Genomic DNA, 18,049 nt, shown 5'->3' on the forward strand with positions numbered 1-18,049 from the left:
GCCATGACCGTCCCCCCTCCATCGACGTCCTCGTTCCCCGCCGCGGCAGCCGCCGCTGCGCCCAAGGTCGCGCCCCCGCCGCTCGAGACCCGCGCGCCGCGCCCGTCCGCCGTCCGCGTCCGGCGCTCGGTCGTCGCCCTGGCGGTCCTGTCGGCTGCGGCCCTTCTGGCCGGCGCCTTCGCCTGGGCCTTCGTCATCCAGCCCGAGCTCCGCGCCGAGGCGCGGGGGCGCGATCGCGAACAGGCCTCGGAGGGACCCGAGCAACCCGTCCGGCCCTCGGAGGCCATCACGGACGGACCCGCCTCCTACGGGTCGCTCGACCGGCTTCCGCCGCCGCGCGGCCCCGGAGAGGACGACGCTCTCCCGGCCGAGTCCGTCCGGACCCCGCCGACCCGGGTCTCAAGCCCGGACTATGGTGCCCAGGGCGCGGCCGGCCCGATCCGGTCGCCCGGCGTCGATGCGGTCGATCCCACCGCCGAGGCCCGACGCTCGGACCTCTTCTTCGAGCCCCGTATGGGATCCACCGGAGCTGGGACCGGCGACGCCCCCGCGTCGTCCCCGACCGCCCCTGCGCCGGGTCCGGCCCCGCGTCCGGAGACCTACAACCCCCACGGCCTGGAGGCTCCGCTCAGCCCCTTCGAGCTCAAGGCCGGGGCGCTCCTGCCCGCCGCCCTGCTGACCGCCATCGATACCGGCCGCCCGGGGCCCGTCGTGGCCGTGGTCACCGCCCCCGCCTATGACACCGTCTCGGGGCGTCACCTGCTCATCCCCCAGGGCACCCGGCTGATCGGTCGCCACGAGGGCGAGAGCCGCTACGGGGACCGGCGCGCCTTCCTTGTCTGGGAGCGGCTGATCCTGCCCAACGGCAACAGCCTGGTTCTGGACGAGGAGGCCGGGGTGGACGCCCAGGGCGCGGTCGGGCTCGAGGGCCGGGTCGATCGCCGGCTTGGGGCCCTGGTCACCGCCACCCTGTTCGGCGCGGCTGTCACCACCCTGGGCACGATCGCCCGTGATCGCGAGCCCGGCTCGGGGAGCCTGTGGAGCGACGCCGGAGACGCTGCCGCCATCGAGGGATCCCGGGTCGGCGGCCGGCTGGTCGAACGCGAGCTGGAGGTCCGTCCCACCATCACCCTGCGTCCCGGTGCCCTTGTGCGGGTCCTGATCACCCGCGACCTGATCCTGGAGCCCTACCGCCCATGACCCGTCCCGCCTCCGAACCCCCTCACCGCCAGGTCCCCTCGCGCGCCGGGGCCGTCCCCCGCCTCCCTCGCGGATCGGCCGTCCTGGCCGGCCTCGTCCCCCTCGCCCTCCTAGCCGCCCTCGCCCCCGAAGGGCCGAGGCCCTGGCTGATCAATGAGAGCCCCAGCCTGCCGCCCGGCCTCTATGTCCGCGGGCCCGGGTCGGACCTGGCCCCCGGCGCCGTGGTGGCCGTGACGCTACCGGCGACCGGCCGGGCCTATCTGGCGACCCTGGGCGCGCCCGCAGACGCTCGCCTGCTCAAACGGGTCGCGGCGGCTCCGGGCGAGCGGGTCTGCGCCTTACCCTCCCGCCTCGAGGTCCCGGGCCGCAGCGTGCCGGTCCTGGCGCGCGACGGGCTCGGCCGGCCCCTCTCGCGCTGGACCGGCTGCAGACGCCTCGGCCCCGGCGAGGTCCTGCTGCTCGGCGACACGTCCGGCAGCTACGACGGCCGGTATTTCGGGCCGGTCCGGCGAGAGACCCTGGAGGGGCCCTACCGGGCCGTCCTGACATGGTAGGCCGCGCTGCCCTGGCGATCTTCCTCTCTCTGGACCCCGCCGGTGCCTCCGTGCCGCTGAACCCGCCCGATCCCACCGTGGACTGGCGGGCAGCCGGCGGCGGCCTCTTCCCGGCCGCGCCCGGCGCGCCGTCGGCTCCGCCCACAGCTGCCCCCCTCGCAGGGGATGGATCCGCCGCACCGGCCGTGCCGAGACCCCCGGCGCGGCTGGAGCCCCTGTCCCAACCCTACCGGGAGGCGATCGGGGCGGCCGCGGACCGGCACGGGCTGGATCCCAAGCTTTTGCATTCCCTCGTCCTCGTGGAGAGCGGCTATCGTCCGACCGCCTGCTCCCCCGTCGGGGCCTGCGGCCTGACCCAGCTGATGCCGGCCACCGCCGTCGAACTGGGGGTGGCGGACCGGTTCGATCCCGTCGCCAACCTCGGCGGCGGGGCGGAGTATCTGGCGCGCCAGATCGTCCGGTTCGGCGACCTGCGCCTGGCGCTCGCCGCCTACAATAGCGGCCCCACCCGCGTCGCCCGCCTCGGCCGCGTCCCCGACATCCCCGAGACCCGGGCCTACGTGGCCCAGGTCATCGACTGCTATCTCGCCCTCTCCGCCGGCCGGACCGTGCGGAGCGCCCGCGACTGCCGGGGCACCGGAGGCCCCTCGTGACCGGCCCGATCCCGTCCGACACCGTCACCGTTCCCGGAGGCGAGGAGCGCGACGAGGACTGGCTGACCCGCGCCGAAGCCTCGACCTATCTGCGGCGCTTCGGGGTGCGGATGAAGCCCTCGACCCTGGCCCGCGCCCTGTGCGTCGGGGCCGACGCCCCGCCCTGCGAACGCATCCGCAACCGGGCCTTCTACCGCCGGGATCTGTTGCGCGCCTGGGCCGAGACCCAGCGCGAGCGCCCCCGTCCCGGCCGTCGCCGCTCGGTCTGGAGCTCGCCATGAGCGACTGGGTCGATTTCCTGGAGGCCGAGGCGGGCGCGGGCCGTTTCCTGCCCTGGCGCGAGGTGCACCGGACCGCGGGCCTGTCGCGCACCACGGCCTGGCGGCTACAGCGCGCGGGCCAGTTCCCCGCCCCCTACCGGCTGTCACCGGGTCGGGTCGGCTACAGCGAGGTGGAGATCGCCGCCTGGAAGCGCTGGCGGACCACCGAGCGGGAGCGCAAGCCCCGGCGTGCCTCCGTGGACCCTCAGACCAAGCCGGCCCCCTTCCCTCGTGTCTCCAAGGCCACGACGCCCCCCGCCGCCGCGCCGCCCCGACCTATCGACCGCAGCCCGGAGCGCATCGACTCGCCGGTTGGGCCTCTGGCGAAGAGCGTGTCGCCACCCACTCTCAAGGCCCGAAAGAAGAGCCGGGCCCGGCCTGGCAACCCAGACCAGACCGTGTTCGACTTCTGAGGGCAAAGGCGCGGTCGCACCGGCGGTCGCGCCGCGACGGAAAGCGGTCCCCTGCGGCACCAGATCGCGCTTGGCGCCCGCCGGGCCTTGAGACAACCTTGGACTGCCCGCTCTTGCCCAGAGCTGGCTGACGGCCCGGCTACCCTCCTGAACCCGCAAGCTCAGAGGCCGGGCCGTCCACCCGGGGTCTCTCCCCACTGGGACGGCAGATCTTGGTCGCCCTGCGGTCCAGAGCCCTCATCCCGAGAGCCTCGCGAGGCTCGAAGAACGATGCGTCCCTCGATCGGTTGAGCGTCGAGGTCGATGGCATAGCCGCGTCCGTCCCTGTGAGGCCGCGCGACCCCGATCTCGACCCAGCGGCTGCGCGAGCCGATGTCGCGCACCAGATAGACGCGCATCAACGAGGGGTTGGGCGCTTGACCGGGCATGATACGCTCCGTCCTCTTTTCCTGAGCGAGGTCGCTCACCCTACCCCAGATTGTGGACCGAGATCACCCTCGCCCTACGGCTGTCGCACCGTCTGCAGGCGCTGGCGGACGGGGTCCGTACAGGGCCGCTCTGCGCCAGAAACGGTAGCTCGCACATCGCTTAAAGGGCGACATTGAGAAGGGCTGGCAAGGCTCACTTCTCGTCCTCTCACGTCGGGCCGCCTCCTGCCCGTCCCCGATTTGTTTGGACGCGCGATGGTACGAAGGCGGGCTGTCAAGTTCACGCACCTGCCGGATCTAGCGCATCGTCGGGATGACGAAGCTGCTGTCGGCGTGTTCCAGCTCGCTGTCAGGCCAGCGGGCGGTGACGGTCTTGACCTTGGTCCAGAACTTCACGCCCTCCATGCCGTGCTGGTTGGTGTCGCCGAAGGCCGAGCGCTTCCAGCCGCCGAAGGTGTGATAGGCGACCGGCACGGGGATCGGGACATTGATCCCCACCATCCCGACATTGACCCGGGCGGCGAAATCCCGCGCCGCGCGGCCGTTCTGGGTGAAGATGGCGACGCCGTTGCCGTACTGGTGCTTTGACGGCAGCGACAGGGCTTCCTCGAAGCTGGCGGCGCGGACGATCTGGAGAACGGGGCCGAAGATCTCCTCCTTGTAGCTCTCCATTTCGGGCGTGACGTGGTCGAACAGCGACGGGCCGATGAAATAGCCCTTCTCGTGCCCCTGCAGGCTGAAGCCGCGACCGTCGACGACCAGTTCGGCGCCGTCCGTCACGCCCTGCTCGATCCAGCCCTCGACGCGGGCCTTGTGCTGGGCCGTGACGACCGGGCCGTAGTGGGCGCCCGCGTCGGTCGAGACGCCGACCCGCATCGACGGAATCTCGGCCACCATCCGCTCGCGCAGCTCGTCCGCCGTCTTCTGGCCGACCGGCACCACGACCGGCAGGGCCATGCAGCGTTCGCCGGCGGAGCCATAGGCCGCGCCCGACAGGTCCTTGACGACCTGGTCCATGTCGGCGTCGGGCAGGATGATACCGTGGTTCTTGGCCCCGCCCATGGCCTGGACCCGTTTCCCGTGCGCCGCGCCGGTCTGGTACACATAGCTGGCGATGTCCGAGGACCCGACGAAGCTGACGGCGTGGATCAGCGGGTGGGTCAGGATGGCGTCCACCGCCGCCTTGTCCCCGTGGACGACGTTCAGCACACCGGCGGGGGCACCCGCCTCCATCATCAGCTCGGCCAGACGCACCGGCACCGACGGATCCCGCTCGGACGGCTTCAGGATGAAGGTGTTGCCGGTCGCGATGGCGACGCCGAACATCCACATCGGGATCATGGCCGGGAAGTTGAACGGGGTGATGCCCGACACCACGCCCAGCGGCTGGCGCATCGAATAGACGTCGATGCCGGGGCCGGCACCCCAGGTGTATTCACCCTTCAGCGCATGGGGGATGCCGCAGGCGAACTCGATGACCTCCAGGCCCCGCTGGATGTCGCCCTTGGAATCCGCGACGACCTTGCCGTGCTCGGCGCTCAGCAGCTCGGCCAGCTCGGTCATGTTCGCCTCGACCAGGCGCTTGAACTCGAACATCACCCGCGCGCGGCGCTGGGGATTGGTCGAGGACCAGCCCTCGAAGGCGTTCTGGGCCGACTGGACCGCCCGGTCCATCTCTCCCTCGGTCGCCAGTTGGACCCGCGCCTGGACCTCTCCGGTGTTCGGATTGAACACATCGCCGAACCGGCCCGACGATCCGGTGAAGGACGCGCCGTCGATGAAATGATGGATGTCGCGCATGCGAGCGTTTCCCTGAAAGCGATCATGAAACGGCTCGTCTGAAAGCCGTTTTCTGAAACCCTCGCGGAGCCTAGCGCCCGACGCCAGCGCCATCAACACTATCGTTGACGGTTTGCTGCCGCCGTGTCACGATTTTCGACAGGGAGATGGCCATGACCAAGAATGTCGACCTCGATGTCCTGATCGTCGGCGCGGGCTTCGCCGGCCTTCGCGCGCTCCATACCTTTCGCGAACAGGGCTTCCGCGTCCGGGTTCTGGAAGCCTCGGACGAGATCGGGGGGTGTGGAACTACAACCGCTATCCGGGCGCGCGCTGCGACGTGGAAAGCTTCGACTACTCCTACCGGTTCTCCGAGGCGCTGGAGCAGCAATGGCGCTGGACGGAACGCTATGCGACCCAGCCCGAGATCCTGAGCTACATCCATCACGTCGCCGACCGGTTCGACCTTCGCAAGGACATCGACCTGTCGACCCGCGTCCGCCGCGCAACCTATGACAAAGGAAGGTGCCGCTGGACGATCGAGACGGAGGACGGAAGGACCTTCACCGCATCGCGCTTCGTCGTCGCGGTCGGACAGTTGTCCGAGCCCAAGGCCACGACCTATCCCGACCAGGAGACTTTCGAGGGCAGGATCATCTACAGCGCGCGCTGGCCGCGCGAGCCCATTGATTTTTCCGGCAAGCGTGTGGCGATCATCGGAACCGGCTCCTCGGGCGTTCAGATGACGCCGATCATCGCCGCCCAGGCCGCCCATCTGACGGTCTTCCAGCGCACGGCGAACTATTCGATCCCGGCCGCGAATGCGCCGCTCACGGAGGAGGAGGACAGAGCAGTCAAGGCGGACTACCGCGCCCGCAGAGAGGCGGCCCGAAACTCGCCCAGCGGTCTCGGCTTCAAGCCGGATCCCAGGTCGGCGGCCGAGGTCGATCCGGACGAACGCGAGGCCGCCTTCGAGGCCGCCTGGAACCGGCTTGGATTCGGCTTTGCGCTGACCTTCAAGGACATCCTGCTGAACCAGGAGGCCAACGACATCGCGTCAGCCTTCGTCCAGCGCAAGATCGCTGAACAGATCGAGGATCCCGGGCTGCGGGACAAACTGGTGCCGCGCGGCTTTGCCTTCGGCACGCGGCGTCCTTCGGTCGACGGCGGCTACTTCAAGACATTCAACCGGCCCAATGTCTCCCTGGTGGATATCAGCGAGACCCCGATCGAGCGCTTCACGGCGAACGGCATCCGCACGAGCGATCAGGACCTGCCGTTCGACATCGTGATCTATGCGACAGGGTTCGACGTCTTCACCGGGTCGATCCTCAAGATCGACATTACGGGGCGCGAGGGCCAGACCCTGAAGGAGGCTTGGGCGGGCGGCCCGGCGAGCCATCTGGGGATTGCCGTCGACGGGTTCCCGAACCTGTTCCTTATCGGTGGTCCCGGCAGCCCATCGCTGCTGAGCAATGTGCTTCTCTCGAGCGAGGAGCAGATCGACTGGCTCGCCGGGCTGTTCGACGTCGCCCGTCGGGACGGCATCATGGAAGTCGAGGCGACCCCGAAGGCCGTCCGGGCCTGGGTCGCACACGTCAATGAACGCGCCCAGGAAACCCTCTACATGACGACGCCGTCCTATTATGTGGGCGCGGAAATGCCTGGAAAGCCCCGGGTCTTCATGCCCTATTCCGGGGGCGTTCGCGGCTATCGTCGGATCCTCGAAAAGACGGCCGCGAACGGCTACGAGGGCTTTGACCTGCGTCGTCGCGAGAGCCTCCGTGAAGCCTCCTGAACACCGGCTGGACCCTGATCTAGCGGCCCTGGTGGCTGACCCCCGAATGGCTCTTCGTCCTCCGTGCGATGGGCTTTCGGCGGTCCAGATCCGCGAGGCCGCGAACGCCTTTCTGGCAAAGGGTGTTCGTCCGGACGCCATCCGGGTCAGGGACATCGAGATCACCGGTGCCGAGCGAATCGCCGGGCGACTCTTTCTCCCGCCGAACGCTTCGCTGGATGCGGTCATCGTCTTCTTCCACGGGGGTGCCTTCGTGTTCGGGGATTTGGAGACCCATGACGCGCTCTGCCGTCGTCTCGCGATCGCCTCAGGCGTGACCGTCGCGTCCGTCGATTATCGACTGGCCCCGGAGCACCCCTATCCAGCGGCGCTGGAAGACACGGCCGCTGCGGTGGCCTGGGTTCGCTCCACGCTGAAACCCAGACGGGTTGGGTTGGCCGGCGACAGCGCGGGTGCCCAGCTGGCGATTGCGACCGCGCTCGACTGCGCGGCAAAGGGATCTCCGGTCCAGGCTCTCGGGCTGCTGTATCCCTGCCTCGATCCGTCCCGGACAAGCGCGTCTCAGGAGAGGTTTGGCGAAGGTCACATGCTGACGGGCACCTTTCTGGACTGGGCATGGTCGGCCTACAGGGGTGAAGGCGATCGCTCGGGCGATCCCCTCTTTGACCTGACGCGCGCCGATCTTTCGTCCTTGCCGCCGACTGCCGTCATCACAGCCGGCCATGATCCGCTCAGAGACGAGGGCCTGGCATTCGTTGATCGCGCTCGCGCCGCAGGCGTCGAGGTGTCGGCCGAACATTTCGGTGACATGATTCACGGCTTCGTCGGCTTGCCGGGCGGTTCGAGACGCGGCGACGAGGCCCTGGCCTGGCTGTCCGATGCGCTGAGGCGATCCCTGAGCGTCGACGGACCCGGGCCTTCAGATCGACCCGAAGTCGGCTGACCGTCTGGAGACGAACGCCGCGACCCCCTCGCGCCCTTCCCGGGACCCGGCGGCCTCGGCAATCGACTGGGCTTCCAGCTCCAGCTGGGTCTCCAGACCATTGGCCATGGCCGCATAGAGGAGGCCCCGTGTTCTGCCGAAGGCTCGGCGGGGGGCCTTCGCAAGCCGGGAGGCACGCTCCAGCGCTTCGGCTGCGAGCGCGTCATCCTCGAAAACCTGCGTGATCAGTCCAATCCGTTCCGCCTCGACCGCATCGATCCGCTCATTGAGCAGCAACAGTCTCTGGGCTTGCCGGAGACCGACCAGACGCGGCAACAGCCACGTCGCCCCGGCGTCGGGCGTCAGTCCCAGGGCACCATAGGCGGAGGTAAACTTCGCGGATCGCGCCGCCAGGGCGATGTCGCCAAGAACGGCCAGGCCCAGACCGGCCCCCGCCGCAGCGCCGTTGACCGCCGTGACCAAAGGCTTGTCCATGCGGGCGAGCCGCACCACCGCCATGTGGAGGGACGCGGTCAGACTCCGAACCAGGGTCGGCATGCCGTCTCCGGCCTCGGCGAAGGCCCTGACGTCGCCCCCGACACAGAACGCGGTGCCCTGCGCGGTCAGGAGGACACTGCGAACCTTGTCGTCGGACTCGCAGACAAGCGCAGCCGCCAGCAACCCGTCCGCAACATCCTGGCTGACCGCGTTGCCGGTCTCCGGACGGGACAGGGTCATGAGGGCCACGCCGTCCTGCACGTCGAGCTGAACGGCGGCATTCATCGCTTCAGCACCACAGAGCCACCGTTGGCGCCAAGGCCGAGCACGGCCGACATGGCGATCCGGGCGTTTTCCACCTGCCGTCCGCCAGCCTGTCCCCGGAGCTGCCAGAACAGCTCGCAAATCTGCAGAAGCGCCTGCGCGGTCGTCGCTTCGCCGAAGGACAGGAAGCCCCCGCTGGGATTGATCGGCAGTCGTCCTCCGACCTGAAGGTCGCCGGCGGCCAGCCTGCGGTCGCTTTCGCCCGGCTCGAAGAACCCCAGCATTTCAGGCCAGGCGAGGACGTGCCACGCCGTATTGTCCGCGAGTTCCAGCAGATCGACATCCTCTGGACCGATGCTGGCCGCCTTCCAGGCCTTCTGGACAGCGCCGACCACTTCGCTGGTATGGGCGACCGCCGGACGAGGCGTCGAGCCGACCATGGGAATGCGGGTGGCCGGGTCGCCGAACTGGCCTGTGGCGATGGCGGTGCCCGCCACCTGGATGAGGGGACCTCCGCTCCGGCGAGCCTGCGCCTCGGATCCCAGGATGACCGAGGCCGCCCCGTCGCTGACCGCGCAGATTTCGAGAAGTCGCAGCGGATCGCTGACCATGGGCGAGGCCATCACCTCATCGACGCTCGAGGGCGTGCGAAACCGGGCATAGGGGTTGTGAGCGCCATGACGCCGCATGAGCACGGACGCGGCGGCGAAGGTTTCCTCGGTCGTGCCGACCTCGTGCATTCGGCGGCGGGCTTCCATCGCCCAGTAGGCGGGATTGGTCGCCCCGATGGTCTTCCATCGCAGGAAGTCATGGTCCGTTGGATCGTCTGCAGCCCCCGGCGGGCGGGGGATGAACCCCTTGGGCATACGCTCGGCCCCGAGGGTGGCCACGGTGTCGTACTGACCGCTGGCCACCATCATTTGGGCCGTGTGAAAGGCGACAGCTCCGGCGGCGCAGGCCCCCCCGACATTGACGCAGGCCAGCCCGTGCTCGGAGACGGCCTGGGCGACTTCATTGGCGTGAAGTCCCCATCCCATTCCGCCCTCGAAGCGCGAGCTGGCGGCGACGAGGCCCTGAAGGTCGCGCCATTCGAGGTTCGCCTCCGTCAGCGCGGCCTTCATGGCGTGAATGGCCAGACCCACCTGTGGCGTGTCGGGCCACTTGCCCCAGGGATGGGCCCCGACGCCGAGGACATAGACCGGCCTCATCCCGGGCCATCCTCATCCGGAACGAAGACATGGGTGATGACCGCACCCTCGTCGCCGTCGTTGAGCACAGAGGTCGAAAGTCGGACCGCCAGGCCTGGGCTTAGCTGATCGAACGGGGCCTGGATGATCCCCAAGACCCTGACCCCGCCGGCGAGATCCACCGAGCCGATGGCATAGGCCTCCCATGGCTCCAGGGCGAACAAGGCCGGGGGACGATAGCGCTGGATCGTGAAGCTGAAGAGCACCCCTGCCCCTTCCAGATGAGAGGGCACGATGGTCTTGCCCGCGCAGCCGGGGTTCCGACAGCGCAACACGGGTGGGAAATAGACCGTATCGCAATCCTGGCAGGCGCTGCCCAGCAGATGAGCGCCAGCCTCATCGAGCGTGAGGATTTCATCGACGACCGGCCTGAGGGTTATGCTGTCCATCACACGGGCCGCTCAAAGCGAGAGGATGTCGCGGGTCTCTCGGAAGTAGACCCGGTTGTCCTCCACGTCCGTGACCTCGACGGCATGCCGGACATAACGCCTCCCGCGCTTTTCGAACTTCTCGACCGCCCGGGTCGTGATCCGGACCGTGGTTCCCACCAGGATCGGCTCCAGGATTTCCGAGTCATGGAAGGTGTGGATGGAGCCGATCGAGAACGGCCGGGTCGCGTCGAATTGCACCGACAGGACGAAGTGAGAGACGAGCAGCGGCGGCACGATGGCTCCCCCGAAGGGAGACTGGCCCTCGATGTGCCAGGAGTTCATCCGCCAGCCTTCGTACCAGGGATTGAAGTCCTCGACGCCATCCGCATAGAGGATGACCAGCTCAGCGGAGAGATGAAGATCGCGCGACAGCTCATCGCCGATCTCGACCATGTCCCAGTATGGACGGGCCTCCGAGGCCAGATCGTCTATGAACGCGCGGGTTTGGCGCGCCTGGATCGGGCTCATGGGTTTGAGGCCATCGGTGGCGGGTAGCGGCGTCATGGCGGTGGTTCCTCCTACCCCTTCAGCGTCAGATGCCGACATCGACTTCAACCCAGCCGGCGGTCTTCTTCTCTCCGGCCTCGTTCTCGGCCCACACATCGACGATGAAGCGGAAGCCTGCCCCCTTGGGCGTCTTCTCGCGAACAACACCGTGGGTCGAGATGATCTCGTCCGCATAGGTCGAGGCCACATATTTGCAGACCACCCGCGCGCCCCTGAAGAAGGCCGCACCGAAGTGGTTGACGCACATCTCAGCGATGTAGGCCGATGACATCTCACCCGTCTGGATCGGTGCCTTTAGGCCTGTGGCGGCGGCGTAGACGGGATCCCAATGGTTGGGATTGAACCGGCCCCAGAGGCGAGATCCCATCAGCTGGATCGCGGCCTTCTTTCTCAGGCTTTGCAGGCGATAGCCGACCGGGGTGTCGATCGTGATCGCGATATCCTGCGGGAGCGAGGCTCCAGATCCGTCCACGTCATGATCCTCCAGAAGAACGGCAATGGCCGCGATGGGAGCCGTGACCCCTTTTCATGGACTGGGGTTCGGGTCTCCGGATCGCATCATCAACGCGGTCGTTGATTTTTGTCAACACCAGTATTGACAGTTCGTCAGATGAGGGTCTTCCTGACGATGTCGCAAGGACTCGCAGAAGACGGGCGAAGGGCGGCAGGGTCGGAAACATCAGGGGGAAGCCATGGCTGTCACCACCAAGTCGCTTTTGATGGCGAGCGCCGCCAGCGCGCTCGCCTTTGCAGTCGCCCAGCCTGTCGCGGCGCAGGACGCACCGGGCACCGCTCGGGCGGGGCAAGAAGAAGCATCCACGATCGACGACATCGTGGTGACCGCGCGTCGACGGTCGGAGACGCTGATCAGTGTTCCGGTGGTCGTGAATGTCGTCAGCGCCGAAACGCTCGAGCGAAACCGCGCGGACGACCTGTCGCGGATCGGCGAACTGACGCCGACCGTGGTCGTCGGAGCATACAAGTCCAACGGCGGCGGATCCGTCGCCATCCGCGGCATCAGCTCTCCGGCCAACCAGACCGGCTTCGAGCAGGCGGTGTCCGTCGCCATCGATGGCGTCCAGACCAGCGACGGTCGCATCACCCAGATGGGCTTTTTCGATCTGGAGCAGGTGGAGGTCCTGAAGGGCCCACAGGCCCTCTTCTTCGGAAAGAACAGCCCCGCGGGTGTGATCTCGATCAGCTCGGCCAATCCGACGGATGTCTTCGAGGCCGGCATTCGCGCCGGCTATGAGTTCGAAGGCGACGAGGCCACGCTCGAGGGCTATCTCTCAGGCCCGATCGCCGAGGGCCTGTCGGCTCGTCTCGCTCTGCGCTATCGCAACCTGGACGGCTGGCTCACCAACACGGCCCAGCCCATCGCCAACCCCTTCTACGTCGTGGCGACGGGCGCACCCGTCGGTGCCGCAACGCTGCCCGGCACGGCAGATTCCCGTCCCGGCGACGAAGAAATCCTCGGCCGCCTCACGATCGAAGCGGAGATCGCTCCGACGATCACCGCACGGCTGAAGCTGTTCGCCGGTCACAACGAAGACGCTGGACCCGGCGTCGCGACGCAGAACATCGGAGCCTGTTCCGGCGGCTCCAACCCAAGGGTTTATGGGATCGCGGACCCCTTCGCTGATTGCGTCGCAGACAACCGCACGACCAGCGGCGATCTTCCTGACGCGATCGCCCGGACGATGCGCGGCTATCGTGGAAACGGCCGGGCCTATGGCGAACTGGACGTCTTCACCGGCGTGCTGGAGTTCGATTGGGCGCTCAGCGAGACGCTGAACCTCGTGTCAACGACAGGCTACAACTCCACCCAATACGAGTTCCTCTCCGGTCTCGACCAGACGACCTATTCCCAGCTCGCCTTCTACAACCGCCAGACCAACCAGGAGATCAGTCAGGAGTTCCGCCTGACCAGCGACTATTCCGGACCGCTGAACTTCATGTTCGGGGCCTTCTTCCAGTGGACCGACCTCTACACCACCAACGACACCAAGCTGCGCGACAGCAGCTACAATGCCGTTTCTGGCCGCTTCGTGACTTACGAGGATCTCGCCCAGCAGGACGGTACGACACGCTCCATCTTCGGTCAGGTTCTCTATGACATGACCGACACGATTGAGATCGCGGGCGGTCTGCGCTGGACCCGAGAGACCAAGGATTTCGCCAAGCGGAACCTGTACGGCATCGGCACCTTCGCGACCCAATCGACCGTCTATCCGGGCTCCACGGTCCCGGGCGATATCGTGGGCCAGTTCGAGGACGACAACGTGTCACCCGAGGCCACGATCACCTGGCGGCCATCGTCGAACCGGACCTTCTTCCTGGCCTACAAGACCGGATACAAGTCGGGCGGTTTCGGATTGACCAGCCCCCAGCAGACGACGACCCGGATCGGGGACATCGACTTCGATGCCGAGACCGCGTCAGGCTTCGAGTTCGGGGCCAAGGGCATCTTCGACCAGGGACGAATCCGGGCCAACTTCGCCGCCTTCGCCTACACCTTTGAAGATCTGCAGGTGAATACCTACGACCCTGCGCGCATCGCCTACACGATCAACAACGCTGGCGAAGTCCAGCAACGCGGCTTCGAAGCCGATGCGAAGTGGCAGCTGACCGACGGTCTCGAGGTGCGCGGCGCGATCGCCTATGTCGACGCCCAGTTCCGCGACTTCGTCGGGCAGTGCTATTCCTACGCCTTCCCGACCGGAACGGTCCGGGCGACGGCTGTGGCTCCCGCGAACTGCTCCTTCGTCAATGCGACCGCTCTGACCCTGCAGCAGGACTTCGAGGGTCGGGCACCGGCAAGGGCCCCGGAATGGGCGGGCAGCGCAGGTTTCACCTATGAGACCCGGATCGCCGGCTTCAACCTCGCGCTGACGGGAGATGCCTTCTACAGCGGCTCCTACTTCGCCTCGGAGACCATGGCCCCCTCCGCACTCCAGGACTCGTTCTGGCGCTACAACGCGGGCCTGACGCTAACCTCGCCCGACGACCGGTACACGGTCCAGCTCCTCGGACGGAACCTGTCGGATGAGACCTACATCCTCTACGCCGCGGACCGCACCGGTGGAGCCAGTGTGCCTGGTGCCATCGGCGAGCAACGTGGCGTGGTGGCTCGCGGCCGCGAGATCGCTCTCCAGTTCGCGGCTCGGTTCTGATGACTGAAACCTCCCAGGTCGCCGGATCGAAAGGTCCGGCGGCCCCTTCTTTGGAGGGGCGCAACCCGGGCGGTTATGCCTGGTACACGGTCGCGGTGCTGACCGTCTGCTACACGCTATCGTTCATAGACCGCCAGATCCTGAGTCTCCTCGTTGGTCCCATCAAGGCCGAATTCGCGGTCTCCGACACCCAGGTCGGCCTGTTGGGTGGCCTCGCCTTCTCCCTGTTCTACACCCTGGTCAGCCTGCCGGCGGGTCGGCTGGTGGACCGTTTCAACCGGCGCAATATCATCGCGGCAGGCGTCTTCTTCTGGAGCCTGATGACGGCGGCCTGCGCTGTCGCCACCGGCTATCCGGGTCTCTTTCTCGCCCGCATGGGTGTCGGGGTTGGCGAGGCCACCCTCGCGCCTGCGGCTGTGTCGATGATTTCCGACAGCTTTCCAAACGAGAAGCTGGGTGCCGCAATGAGCCTCTATGGGGTGGGCATCTACCTCGGATCCGGTCTGGCGCTTCTGGTCGGCGGACTGGTCGTCCAGCTGGTCACCCAGACCGCGACCCTGACACTGCCTGTTTTTGGCGAGATCGCCTCGTGGCGAGCGACCTTTCTGGTCACGGGCATTCCCGGACTGTTGGTTGCCCTGTGGGTTCTGACCCTTCGAGAGCCCAGGCGGCGCAAGGCCCTCGTGGCCCAGGATGGGGCCGTCGCCCGACTGAGCATTGCCGAAACGGTCGCCGAGATCGCCAAACGCCGCGTGGCCGTTGCCGCTATCGCCCTCGGACTGATGTTCCAGGCCGTGGCGCTTTACGCCTTCATGCTGTGGTCACCCGGGGTCCTGCAGCGCTCCTTCGACTGGACACCGCAGCAGACCGGCCTGGTGATGGGCCTCGTGGTCCTGATCGGCGGCAGCTTCGGCATGCTGATGGGCGGGCGCTTGAGCGATCGAGGCCTAGTCGCGGGTCGCCGGGACGCCGCGCTTCGGATCGCCATGGTCAGCTCGATTTTCGGCACTGCGGCCTTCGTCGCCCTGCTTTGGGCCCAAGGGTCCAGCGAAATGGCCACGGTCGCGGTCTTCGCTGTCGGCGTGGTCCTTCTGGCCATGCCTGCGGGCAGTTGTTACGCCGCGTCCCAGATGGTCCTGCCCAATCAGGTCCGGGGCCAGGCGCTCGCGCTGATCCTGTTCATCGCGAACCTGGGCGGACTGACGATGGGCCCCCTGCTGCCCGGTCTGCTGAACGACTTCGTGTTTCGCTCCGAGGCGGCTTTGGGAATGTCGCTGGGGTTGACCCTCTCGGTTTCCACCGCCCTCGCCGCCCTGGCTTTCGGCTGGGGTCGATCCGAGTATCGTCGCCACCACGAACTGCTGAATCCCTGAGCCCATCGCCTTGGCGTCCTGACCATGAAGTCCGCCTGCAAGCCCTTGTTGACCGTTGCCGATCGCCAGTCTGCGCTTGCGGATCGCTTTTCGCCGTGGGTTCCCCGGACCCTGTACGAGAGGCTGCTGGAGGCGGCGGATCGTCACCCGGATCGTGCCTATCTGATCACAGACGAAAGAACCTGGACCTATCGACAGATGGCCGACTGGTCCGCCGCGGTCGCCGGGGGTCTGCAGGCGGCCGGCCTCAGACCGGGCGAACACGTTGCGCTCGTGATGGCCAACTACCCTGCGTTCGCGGCCCTGAAGTTCGCTGTCGCGGCCGTCGGCTGCGTCGCGGTGCCGGTCAACATCCTGAACCGCAGGGACGAACTGGCGTATGTCCTGCGCCAGTCCCGGGCGGCCCTGCTGGTCACCATGGATCGCTTCCGCGATCTCGACTATCTCGGCATGCTGGACGACATCGCCCCCGGCTGGGAGACCGCCGGGGGCGGCCAAGATTTGCCGGACCTGCGCTCCATCGCCGTGTTCAGGGCCGAGGGAGAAGGCCGCGCCGGGGCAGTCCCGTTCGAGGCGCTGATCGCGACAGAACCGTTCCAGGTGAAGGCCGATCCCCAGGCCCCCGCAGACATCATCTACACATCAGGGACGACGGGATCGCCCAAGGGCGTCCTGCTTACCCACGACATGTTGCTGCGCGCCGCCTTCGGCAGCGCCTACGCCCGCGCCTTCGAAGACGGCCGGCGCATCCACTTCAGCCTGCCGATGAACCACGTCTACGGCTATGTGGAAGGACTCCTCTCCGCCCTGTTCGTCGGGGGGGCCGTGGTTCCGCACCTGAAGTTCGATCCTCGCGAGACGCTGCGAACCATCGAGCGGCATGGCGTGAGCGACCTCCTCCTCATCCCGACCATGACCCTCGCCGTGCTCGAAGCCCTGGAGGCCGGTTCCGCCGACACGGGTTCGCTCAAGGCGATGCTGTCCTCGGGTGGCCGAACGCCTCCCGGACTGTGGGACCGGATCCTGCAGACATTCCCGGGGATCGAGATCACGACCGGCTATGGGATGAGCGAATGCACGGCGTCCACGACCGTGACGCGACCCGATGACACCGCCGAACGGCTCAAAACCACCAACGGCCGCCTTCGCGACGTGGGGCCGGCGGGCGATCCGGCGATCGAAAACCGCCTTGTCGACTACCAGGTCGTGGACCCGGCGACGGGTGCCGTTCTGAACCCCGGCGAGGTCGGAGAGCTGATGGCTCGGGGCCCGGGGGTGACACAGGGATATTTCGACAAGCCCGACGCTACGGCCGAGGCGTTCGATGCCGAGGGATGGCTGCACACGGGCGATCTCGGCCGCATCGACCAGGATGGCTATCTGACGCTCGTGGGGCGGGTGAAGGAAAGCTATCGCTGCGGCGGCGAGCAGGTCACCCCGTCGGAGATCGAGGACGTCCTGATGGTTCACCCGGCCGTGCTCCAGGCCCATGTCGCCCCCGTTCCCGATGATCGCATGGGCGAGGTCGGCGTGGCCTTCATCGTCACTCGCCCTGGACACATTCTGGAACCGCAGACTCTTATCGACTGGTGCGCCGCGCGGCTGGCCCGCTTCAAGGTGCCCCGCCACATTCTGCCGATCGCGGCGGATGAGGTGCCGCTGACCCCGTCGGGCCGTCCGCGCAAGTTCCTGCTGTCGCGAATGGGCGCCGAGCGGCTGGGCCTGTCATGAGCGAGGGCACACGGATCGCCGTGGTGACCGGAGCCGCACGCGGTATCGGGGCCGCCATCGCCGAACGCCTCGCTCGCGACGGATGCGACGTCGCCATTCTGGATCTGGACGCCGCGGCCTGCGCCGAGACCGTTGCCAGGGTCGACGCCCTCGGCCGACGCGCCCTGGGTGTGGCCGTGGACGTCGCGGATGAAGGGTCGGTCGAGCGCGCCGTCGCGTCCATTGAGGCCGCGCTGGGCCCTCCGGCGGTTCTCGTGAACAATGCCGGCATCCTGCGGGAGCGGACCGTCGCCAAGATGACCCTTGAGGACTGGCAGGTCGTCCAGGACGTCAATCTCCGCGGCGTCTTTCTCATGTGTCGGGCCACACAGAGCGGCATGCGGGGAAGAGGCCACGGACGGATCGTCAACCTCGCCAGCATCGCCGCGCTCGGCGCTCACGGCCAGGCCAACTACGCCGCCGCCAAGGCCGGGGTGATCGGCCTGACCAAGTCTCTCGCCCTTGAACTGGGCAAGTCGGGCATAACCGCCAATGTCGTCGCCCCAGGGTTCGTCGTGACACCCATGACGGCCGGCGTTGCGGAGCGCCTGGGCCTGTCCTTCGACGCCATGGTCGCCGAGGTCGTGCGCGACATACCCGTCGGTCGTCCCGGACATCCCGACGACATCGCCAACGCCGTCTCCTTCTTCGCAGACGAGCGGTCGAGCTTCGTCACCGGACAGGTTCTTTATGTCGCCGGTGGCCCGAAAGGCTGAGCG

General features: G+C 67.6%; 19 protein-coding genes. 12 read left to right on the forward strand and 7 right to left on the reverse strand.

What is annotated here, in order from left to right; all coding sequences use genetic code 11:
- The first annotated feature begins 3 nt into the window (after positions 1-3).
- From ACETK8_RS14655 to ACETK8_RS14675, 5 genes are read left to right on the forward strand one after another with little or no spacing between them, the layout of a single operon-like run.
- Positions 4-1,200, forward strand: a complete 1,197-nt coding sequence (locus ACETK8_RS14655; RefSeq protein WP_374036570.1) for a TrbI/VirB10 family protein — start codon at positions 4-6, stop codon at positions 1,198-1,200.
- Positions 1,197-1,754: a S26 family signal peptidase gene (locus ACETK8_RS14660; protein ID WP_374036571.1), complete on the forward strand. Its 558-nt coding sequence runs from the start codon at positions 1,197-1,199 to the stop codon at positions 1,752-1,754. The genes ACETK8_RS14655 and ACETK8_RS14660 overlap by 4 nt, the downstream gene beginning before the upstream one ends.
- Positions 1,748-2,407: a lytic transglycosylase domain-containing protein gene (locus tag ACETK8_RS14665; RefSeq protein WP_374036572.1), complete on the forward strand. Its 660-nt coding sequence runs from the start codon at positions 1,748-1,750 to the stop codon at positions 2,405-2,407. Before ACETK8_RS14660 ends, ACETK8_RS14665 begins: the two co-directional genes overlap by 7 nt.
- A complete protein-coding gene (locus ACETK8_RS14670; RefSeq protein ID WP_374036573.1) occupies positions 2,404-2,688 on the forward strand; it encodes a hypothetical protein in 285 nt (94 codons plus the stop codon). The genes ACETK8_RS14665 and ACETK8_RS14670 overlap by 4 nt, the downstream gene beginning before the upstream one ends.
- Positions 2,685-3,140, forward strand: coding sequence for a helix-turn-helix transcriptional regulator (locus ACETK8_RS14675; protein ID WP_374036574.1), 456 nt, complete (start codon positions 2,685-2,687; stop codon positions 3,138-3,140). The genes ACETK8_RS14670 and ACETK8_RS14675 overlap by 4 nt, the downstream gene beginning before the upstream one ends.
- Before the next feature lie 161 nt (positions 3,141-3,301).
- Here the strand turns inward: ACETK8_RS14675 and ACETK8_RS14680 are convergent, their stop codons facing one another.
- Both ACETK8_RS14680 and ACETK8_RS14685 read right to left on the reverse strand, forming a co-directional pair.
- Complete coding sequence (locus ACETK8_RS14680; RefSeq protein WP_374036575.1) at positions 3,302-3,568, reverse strand: hypothetical protein; 267 nt, start codon at positions 3,566-3,568, stop codon at positions 3,302-3,304.
- 297 nt (positions 3,569-3,865) lie between these two features.
- Positions 3,866-5,368, reverse strand: coding sequence for a CoA-acylating methylmalonate-semialdehyde dehydrogenase (locus tag ACETK8_RS14685; RefSeq protein WP_374036576.1), 1,503 nt, complete (start codon positions 5,366-5,368; stop codon positions 3,866-3,868).
- A gap of 152 nt (positions 5,369-5,520) precedes the next feature.
- On the opposite strand from ACETK8_RS14685, the gene ACETK8_RS14690 reads away from it, so the two are divergent.
- The 3 genes from ACETK8_RS14690 to ACETK8_RS14700 are packed head-to-tail and all read left to right on the forward strand — an operon-like array spanning position 5,521 to position 8,088.
- The gene (locus ACETK8_RS14690; protein WP_374036577.1) at positions 5,521-5,781 is read left to right on the forward strand and encodes an NAD(P)-binding protein; all 261 of its coding nucleotides are present in this window, start codon (positions 5,521-5,523) and stop codon (positions 5,779-5,781) included.
- Positions 5,688-7,145 (forward strand): flavin-containing monooxygenase, encoded by a 1,458-nt coding sequence (locus tag ACETK8_RS14695; protein ID WP_374036578.1) that lies wholly within the window; start codon positions 5,688-5,690, stop codon positions 7,143-7,145. The genes ACETK8_RS14690 and ACETK8_RS14695 overlap by 94 nt, the downstream gene beginning before the upstream one ends.
- Positions 7,146-7,191: 46 nt before the next feature.
- Positions 7,192-8,088 carry an alpha/beta hydrolase gene (locus ACETK8_RS14700; protein ID WP_374036579.1) on the forward strand — a complete coding sequence of 299 codons (897 nt, stop codon included), beginning with the start codon at positions 7,192-7,194 and terminating at the stop codon, positions 8,086-8,088.
- Here ACETK8_RS14700 and ACETK8_RS14705 read toward each other — a convergent pair.
- The 5 genes from ACETK8_RS14705 to ACETK8_RS14725 are packed head-to-tail and all read right to left on the reverse strand — an operon-like array spanning position 8,065 to position 11,486.
- Positions 8,065-8,850: an enoyl-CoA hydratase/isomerase family protein gene (locus ACETK8_RS14705; protein WP_374036580.1), complete on the reverse strand. Its 786-nt coding sequence runs from the start codon at positions 8,848-8,850 to the stop codon at positions 8,065-8,067. The genes ACETK8_RS14700 and ACETK8_RS14705 overlap by 24 nt on opposite strands.
- On the reverse strand, positions 8,847-10,037 hold the full coding sequence (locus ACETK8_RS14710) for a lipid-transfer protein (protein WP_374036581.1): 1,191 nt from the start codon (positions 10,035-10,037) through the stop codon (positions 8,847-8,849). The genes ACETK8_RS14705 and ACETK8_RS14710 overlap by 4 nt, the downstream gene beginning before the upstream one ends.
- The gene (locus ACETK8_RS14715) at positions 10,034-10,465 is read right to left on the reverse strand and encodes a Zn-ribbon domain-containing OB-fold protein (protein WP_374036582.1); all 432 of its coding nucleotides are present in this window, start codon (positions 10,463-10,465) and stop codon (positions 10,034-10,036) included. Before ACETK8_RS14715 ends, ACETK8_RS14710 begins: the two co-directional genes overlap by 4 nt.
- 12 nt (positions 10,466-10,477) lie before the next feature.
- Positions 10,478-11,053, reverse strand: coding sequence for a MaoC family dehydratase (locus tag ACETK8_RS14720; RefSeq protein ID WP_374039411.1), 576 nt, complete (start codon positions 11,051-11,053; stop codon positions 10,478-10,480).
- Entirely contained in the window at positions 11,040-11,486 is a 447-nt protein-coding gene (locus tag ACETK8_RS14725; RefSeq protein ID WP_374036583.1) for a MaoC family dehydratase, read from the reverse strand. The genes ACETK8_RS14720 and ACETK8_RS14725 overlap by 14 nt, the downstream gene beginning before the upstream one ends.
- Positions 11,487-11,706: 220 nt before the next feature.
- Between ACETK8_RS14725 and ACETK8_RS14730 the strand changes: the two genes are divergently transcribed.
- The 4 genes from ACETK8_RS14730 to fabG are packed head-to-tail and all read left to right on the forward strand — an operon-like array spanning position 11,707 to position 18,046.
- Positions 11,707-14,187: a TonB-dependent receptor gene (locus tag ACETK8_RS14730; protein WP_374036584.1), complete on the forward strand. Its 2,481-nt coding sequence runs from the start codon at positions 11,707-11,709 to the stop codon at positions 14,185-14,187.
- Positions 14,187-15,560 carry a spinster family MFS transporter gene (locus ACETK8_RS14735; RefSeq protein WP_374036585.1) on the forward strand — a complete coding sequence of 458 codons (1,374 nt, stop codon included), beginning with the start codon at positions 14,187-14,189 and terminating at the stop codon, positions 15,558-15,560. Before ACETK8_RS14730 ends, ACETK8_RS14735 begins: the two co-directional genes overlap by 1 nt.
- A 24-nt stretch (positions 15,561-15,584) precedes the next feature.
- Positions 15,585-17,291: a class I adenylate-forming enzyme family protein gene (locus ACETK8_RS14740; protein ID WP_374036586.1), complete on the forward strand. Its 1,707-nt coding sequence runs from the start codon at positions 15,585-15,587 to the stop codon at positions 17,289-17,291.
- A complete protein-coding gene (gene fabG / locus ACETK8_RS14745) occupies positions 17,288-18,046 on the forward strand; it encodes a 3-oxoacyl-ACP reductase FabG (protein WP_374036587.1) in 759 nt (252 codons plus the stop codon). The genes ACETK8_RS14740 and fabG overlap by 4 nt, the downstream gene beginning before the upstream one ends.
- Positions 18,047-18,049 lie beyond the last annotated feature (3 nt).

The organism is Brevundimonas staleyi, from assembly GCF_041893865.1.
Taxonomy (GTDB): domain Bacteria; phylum Pseudomonadota; class Alphaproteobacteria; order Caulobacterales; family Caulobacteraceae; genus Brevundimonas; species Brevundimonas staleyi.